Source organism: Arcobacter sp. LA11 (genome assembly GCF_001895145.1).
In the GTDB taxonomy this organism is placed as follows: domain Bacteria; phylum Campylobacterota; class Campylobacteria; order Campylobacterales; family Arcobacteraceae; genus Halarcobacter.
Genome location: NZ_BDIR01000010.1, coordinates 88816 through 95563, shown reverse-complemented (window position 1 = coordinate 95563; position 6748 = coordinate 88816). Strand labels below are relative to the sequence as shown.

General features: G+C 24.5%; 7 protein-coding genes. 4 read left to right on the top strand and 3 right to left on the bottom strand.

Going from position 1 to position 6748, the window contains the following annotated elements; genetic code table 11:
* Nucleotides 1-351 (bottom strand): 7TM-DISM domain-containing protein (locus tag BT997_RS11720; protein WP_174247236.1); only part of this gene is annotated, 351 nt, incomplete at its 3' end.
* Between the two features lie 257 nt (nt 352-608).
* Here BT997_RS11720 and ychF point away from each other — a divergent pair.
* On the top strand, nt 609-1712 hold the full coding sequence (gene ychF / locus BT997_RS11715; protein WP_072682088.1) for a redox-regulated ATPase YchF: 1104 nt from the start codon (nt 609-611) through the stop codon (nt 1710-1712).
* A 56-nt stretch (nt 1713-1768) separates the two neighbouring features.
* Nucleotides 1769-2587: an HDOD domain-containing protein gene (locus BT997_RS11710; protein ID WP_072682087.1), complete on the top strand. Its 819-nt coding sequence runs from the start codon at nt 1769-1771 to the stop codon at nt 2585-2587.
* An 18-nt stretch (nt 2588-2605) separates the two neighbouring features.
* Here the strand turns inward: BT997_RS11710 and BT997_RS11705 are convergent, their stop codons facing one another.
* Both BT997_RS11705 and recO read right to left on the bottom strand, forming a co-directional pair.
* On the bottom strand, nt 2606-5008 hold the full coding sequence (locus BT997_RS11705; RefSeq protein ID WP_072682086.1) for a hypothetical protein: 2403 nt from the start codon (nt 5006-5008) through the stop codon (nt 2606-2608).
* Nucleotides 5009-5053: 45 nt separating this feature from the next.
* Nucleotides 5054-5671: a recombination protein RecO gene (gene recO, locus BT997_RS11700; protein ID WP_072682085.1), complete on the bottom strand. Its 618-nt coding sequence runs from the start codon at nt 5669-5671 to the stop codon at nt 5054-5056.
* Between the two features lie 117 nt (nt 5672-5788).
* On the opposite strand from recO, the gene BT997_RS11695 reads away from it, so the two are divergent.
* On the top strand, nt 5789-6106 hold the full coding sequence (locus tag BT997_RS11695) for a pyrimidine/purine nucleoside phosphorylase (protein WP_258239481.1): 318 nt from the start codon (nt 5789-5791) through the stop codon (nt 6104-6106).
* 170 nt (nt 6107-6276) lie between these two features.
* Nucleotides 6277-6729, top strand: coding sequence for a hypothetical protein (locus tag BT997_RS11690; RefSeq protein WP_072682083.1), 453 nt, complete (start codon nt 6277-6279; stop codon nt 6727-6729).
* The last annotated feature ends 19 nt before the right edge of the window (nt 6730-6748 follow it).

Genomic DNA, 6748 nt, shown 5'->3' with positions numbered 1-6748 from the left:
TCTTTTTTCTAGATATTTATTATTTGGATCAAAAAAGACTACTTTTGATGTAAGAGTATTATCATACTCTATTATCTTATAAATTATTTTGTCTGAATCATTTTGTAATGTAAATTTAATCCATACATCAAATTTTGGTGAATAACCAAATCCTAAAAGTGATTGACTATTTTTTTTAAAAGTAATTTCTTTTTTTTGTATATCATTTATTGAAAGTTTTCTAGTTTTATCAATATAAATTTGTGAATAAGGTAATAAATCAATGAAATTTGTTTTATCATTTATTACAATTGGTTTTGCATAGATTACGGAACTAATAATTAAAAGTAGTATTATTTTTATGAGAGACATGTATTAACCCTTATATTTTATATGAAGATTATACTTAAGTTAAATTATTATCTAAATGAATAAAAATCCTTATTTAGTAAATTTTTTAGTATTAAAATTATATTGTGAGAAAAAATATGATAAAAGTTTAAAGAATTTGAACTTTTAAAGCACCGAATAATAGTCATTTTATCTACTTTTTTGCCTTTTTCGTTTATAATCTGTTTTAAAATTCCTTAGAACACAAGGATATAAAAGAATAAATAAAAAGGTTATAAATGGGATTAGGTGTAGGAATAGTAGGACTTCCAAATATAGGTAAATCAACAACTTTTAATGCTTTAACAAAAGCGCAAAATGCAGAAGCACAAAATTATCCATTTTGTACAATTGAGCCAAATAAGGCAATTGTTCCAGTACCTGATAAAAGATTAGAAGAATTAGCAAAAATTGTAGTTCCTGACAAAATTCAGCATTCAACAATTGATTTTGTTGATATTGCAGGACTTGTTAAAGGTGCTTCAAAAGGTGAAGGTTTAGGAAATCAATTTTTATCAAATATTAGAGAAGTAGAAGTTATTTTACATATGGTTAGATGTTTTGAAGATGAAAATATTGTTCATGTTGAAGGAGAAATTAATCCTTTAAGAGATATTGAAATAATTGAAACAGAATTAATCTATGCAGATATTACTCAATGTGAGAAAAAAATTGAAAAATTAAAAAAACAATCAAAAGGTTCTAAAGAAGCAGCAGCACAACTAGTAGTTGCAACTGCTTTATTAAATCATTTAGAGGATTTAAAACCAGTTAAATCTTTTGATGATTTAGAAAATGAACATTTTATATCAATGGATAAAGAATTAAGATTTTTATCAAATAAAGATGTAATTTATGGTGCAAATGTAGATGAAGATTCATTAGCTGATGGTGGAAATGATTTAGTTAATATTGTAAAAGAACATGCTAAAGAAGTAAATGCTGATGTAATTGTACTTTGTGCAAAAATTGAAGAAGAACTTGTTGGTCTTGAAGATGATGAAGCTAAAGAGTTTTTAACTGATTTAGGTGTTGAAGAATCAGGACTTGAACAAATTATACATACTGCATTTGACAAGCTTGGGCTTCAATCGTATTTTACAGCTGGAAAAGTTGAAGTTAGAGCATGGACTATTAAAAAAGATACAAAAGCTCCACAAGCTGCAGCAGTTATTCATAATGATTTTGAAAAAGGTTTTATTAAAGCTGAGGTAATTTCTTATGAAGATTTTGTTGGTCTTGGTGGTGAGTCAAAATGTAAAGAATCTGGTAAGTTAAGACTTGAAGGAAAAGATTATATTGTTCAAGATGGCGATGTTATGCATTTCCGTTTCAATGTATAAATAAGGTTATTCTGATATAATTTATAAATAAATTTTTTTGCAATAGGAGTTTTGTTTTGAACGAAAGTATTATAGAAAAGATTGAATCTCTACCCCCTTTACCAAAGACAATTACAGAAATTGAAGAGTTTCGGCAAAGTAGTGAAAAAGAGGCATTTGAATTACTAAAAATTATTGAAAAAGATGCATTGATTGTATCAACACTTTTAAAGGTTTCTAACTCTGCAATGTTTGGTTTTAGAAGTAAAGTTGAAACAGCGAGCAAAGCTATTAATTTATTAGGAATAAACTTTACTATATCTATTGCAATAGGTGGAACAGTACAAAATCTATTAAAAACAAACTTATCTGTTTATGGAATAAATAGTGATGATTTTATGAGAGCGTCAAATCTAGCAACAACTCTTACATCAATGTGGCTTACAAAAGTTTCGTTTGATTTAAAAGAAGAGCTAGTTTTACCTGCTTTATTACAAGAAGCTGGAAAATTTATCCTTGCAGATGTAATTGATAGTGAAGGGAAAACAGAAGAGTTTAAAACTTTACTTTCTTCTGGTAAAACTTTAGCAGAAGCAGAAAAAGAAGTTTCTGGAATGACAACATCTCAAATCACTGCTAGTATTTTTAAGCATTGGAAATTAAGTGATAATTTAATTAATGTTATTGAGTTTGTTGATGATATTGAAAATTGTGATAGTGAATATGAAAATAGAACTGAAATACTTGATGTTATAAAAACTATTTGTAATATCACTGATCCCTTAAGTGAAGAAAATATTCAAAAAGGTATTGCAAAAGCTACAAGATATGGTTTAGATGTTAAAAATCTTGAATCAGCAGTAGAAAAATTACAAGACAGATTGTTAGATGAGTAATTAAGACCTTAGTCTTAATTACTTAAACTCATAATACTTTTCTTTATTAGTTAGTGCTAAACTAACACAATGAGATGATTTCTCTAAAATATTATTTTTATTTCCCCAAGTAACAGCAAATATTAAATCTAAATTTATAACTTCACTATTATATGTAATAGAGACCTTTTTAATCTTTTCTATTAAAGAGTTATAATCTTCTTTAGAATTTAAAATAAGTCCAAGTTTTGGTCCAGACATTCTGTATGCAGGTGAAATTTCATTTATTTTGTTTGCATATTCTTTAAATAATGCATTTGTTTTTGAATAACTATATTTTTTATTTAGATCTACTAAGTTATTTATATAATATTCTATGAATATAAACTCTTCCTCATTTTTTTTATTTAAATCTGTTTGGAGTTTATCTAAGTTATAGAGTCTTGTAACTTTATCATAGTAAATAGGAATACTTTTTATATAGCTTATTATTAAGTTGATAATATTCTGTTTTATATAATCTTTATTATTTTCATAAATATTTTCAAAAATATTTTTATAAACATTTGAATATGCCATTCTTAGTTTATATCCATCTATTAATGGAATTTCTATTTTTTCATATCCTAAATCTATTAGAGTACATTCATTTTCACATAAACCTTCTATAGATACAAATATTAATCCATGGAAAATATCTCTAGAAATAAATCCTTCAATATGTTTATTTAATAAATCATCATTTAATCCATCGTTTGTAAAAATGTCTGTGACTATGTTTGATAGTTTTTGATTTATAGTATATTTTAAATTTATCTCTTGTTGTTCAAAGAAAATCTTTAATAGTTTTGTTCCAATTTCAATACATTTAGAGTCTGATATCATTACATTTTCTAAATCCATTTCTTCAATAGATTTTTTTCCATGATTATATAAAATATCTCTATTTAGTTTTGAGTATTCATTTTCAAGTAAATCTTTACCATTTATTCCTACATAGTTAAAATAATATAGTTTTGAGTATTCTAATGATTTAAAATCACTATAGTAAGAATAGTATAAAGACAAAGATAAATATATTTTAGAGTATATTGACATTAAATGTGATGCAATTTTATTTGTTTCAACATATTCTACAATACCTTTTACTAACTCTTTTGTCATTATTTGACTTTGTGAATAGGTAAATCTATTTATAATAACATCACAGACATTTAATTTATAAAATTCATGATAATCATTTTTAAATTTATCTAGCTTTATTAGAATTTCTAGAATTTTTAATAGTTTTTCATCATTTATATTTGAAGCAAAAAGTACTAAAGAATGAATTATATGCATATTTGAACTATTAAAATCTGGATTTTCAATAAATTCATCTATCATATATAAATAATTATCTGTTTCAAGTTCTTTATTATAAATATAAATATAGTTGTTTAAAAGATGAGTTTTAAAATCGAGTACATCTTCAAATTTAGGTATTTGAGTATGTTCTATTACACTTATATAAAGTTCTATTATCTTTTTAAATTTTTCGATATCTTTAAATTCATCATATTTATAAGTGATATCAAGTTTATATATTAAAGTAGAAAGTAGAGTTGTATTTGAGTTTAAAAATATTTTATAATATTCTTCGTTGTTTAAATCTCCACCAAAATTAGTATTTTTCGATAGTTGATATCCATCACAAAGTTTTTCAAAGTTAAATTTAAATTCATCAATTAGGTATTGAGAATCTTTATTTGTAGTATTTATAAATGGTATATGTGAATAATAAAATAGTAACTTTCCTAATATATTATTTAGTGTATTGATTTGAATTTCATCTAGTTTAACATTATACTTTACGATATTTATAGTTTCACTAAGAGTATCTATAATAGGATTGATTGTTTTTTTTCTTAATACATCTGTTGAGTTTATAGTACATAGCTCATTTACCACTTCTATAAGTATTGTATAATGATTAAAAGTAATTATAAAGTCTCTTTCATCACTATCTTTAAGTTCTTTTAGTTTTTCTTCAAACTCTCTAAATAGTAGGCCAAGTTCTTCAAGATTATAAAAGTTATAGCTTTCAAAAATTTCAAACTTTTTCCCAAAAGACAATAAGTTTACAATAGTAACAATCTCTTTAAATACTATTGTTGAGTTATCAGATAGTATGTTATTCATTTTTTCTTGAATTGCTGTAAGTAAATAAGTTTTAAAATTTATATTAGAAGTAAGTTGTTCAATAATATCTTCTGGAATCACTTTTTCATCAATGTATTGTTCACTTATATATTCCATTAATGCATGATAATCGTCATTCACATTGTATAAAAAAGTAGTTTTTGAGGATATTTCATATTTATCTAAAAGGTTTGTTACAACTAAGTCTTCATTCTCTACATCTAAATAGTTCGATGCATCATGCTCTTCAAATTTAAACATATAATCACCTTTTGCTAAAAGTAATATATTATATAACCTTTAAGCTTATAAACCTTGAAGTACGATATTCCATAAGTAATCGACCTCTTCATCTTCAAATGATATTAGACTTTTATCAAGTAAAAGTTCTTCAATTTTTTCAAATTTAAATTTTTTGCTATACGTACATGAAGGATGAACTGGCATAAAACTTCTCACTAAAGATATCTCACCTTCAATATTACATTCGCATAAAAAACAATTAAAATCTGTGTGTAATCTTCCTTCTTGTTTAAGTAGTTTTAAATAGCTTTTACAAATAGCTCTTTTGGGATTTTGTTTAATCATTTTATGAGATAATTTATCTAATAGTTTAAAATAAAAATCATCAATCTCTTCAACATCTTTTAAATGGGGATAAAATAGTTTTATAAATCTTTGCCAACAATAAAGTTTTTCATTGTCAAATATCCACTGAAAACCTAATTGCATAACATCTTTGAGTCTTGGAATTGAACCTTTTAAACTAGTTTCTAATTCAAAGTCAATTTTATATCCGATATTTATATTAGAATGCCTAGCTCCATAAAATCTATAAGTTGTGTAAATATGATTTTCAGCTAATATTGAGACGATTAAATCATCATCTTTAACTGCTTTGATATCAATTATATAGCCTTGCATAGTATCTTTCTATTAAAAATGTTAAAAAAATTATATCAAATTAAAAATAGATATTGGCTTCAAATAAAAAATATGGTAATATATCTTATAAATTATTTTTTAATAAAGGGAAAATTGATGGAGTTCAATAACATTTCTATTGCAAAAGAAGCAAATATTTTGTATGAAGGAAATATTACAAGTAGAAGTATTACATTTGAAGATGGTAGTAAAAAAACTTTAGGTATTATGCTTGAAGGTGAATACGAATTAAATACTGTTAATAAAGCAATTATAGATATAAACTCAGGTACTTTAGAAGTAATGTTACCAGCCGAAGACTGGGTTGAATACGTAGGTCCAGCAAGTATTGAGATCGCACAAAATTCTAAATATAAATTAAAAGTAACATCTTTAGTTGACTATTGTTGTTCTTTTATAAAAGAATCTTACTAAATATAAATAAAAAAAGGTAAAGAGTAAAAACTCTTTCTTTTTTTATTATCTTAAACTAATATTTAAAATATAAAAATTTTATAAAATTAAATAATTAATCTTACAATTAAAGAATAATAAATAAGATACTTTTTGATATAATCTTTTCCAATATTATATTAAGGATGTAAGTGAAAAAATTATATTTAGGTTTTATCCTTGTTGGTGCGTTGTTTTTTAGCGGTTGTGCAAGTAAACCTTCTGGAATGCCAACGTCATATATCTCAGAAGTTGAATATCAAAATTATGATTGTTCCCAGTTATCATTAGAAGCAGATGAAATTACAAGAAGAATTAAGAATTTATACATTAATTTAGATAGTAAAGCTGATGGAGATACTGTTCAAATGGGTATTGCATTAGTATTATTCTGGCCTATGTTATTTGCTTTAGAAGGAGGAGATGGAATTGAAGCTACGGAATATTCTAAGTTAAAAGGTGAATTAGAAGCAATACGTAAAGCAAGTCTTTTAAAAAAATGCGATATTGATTTTAGTGATAAAAACCCTGATGCAATAATTAAAAGTATTGAAGCAGAAAAAAAAGAGAACTCTCCTTCTCCTCATATGATGGAAGAAATGTAGTTTTATATAAAGGATGTTT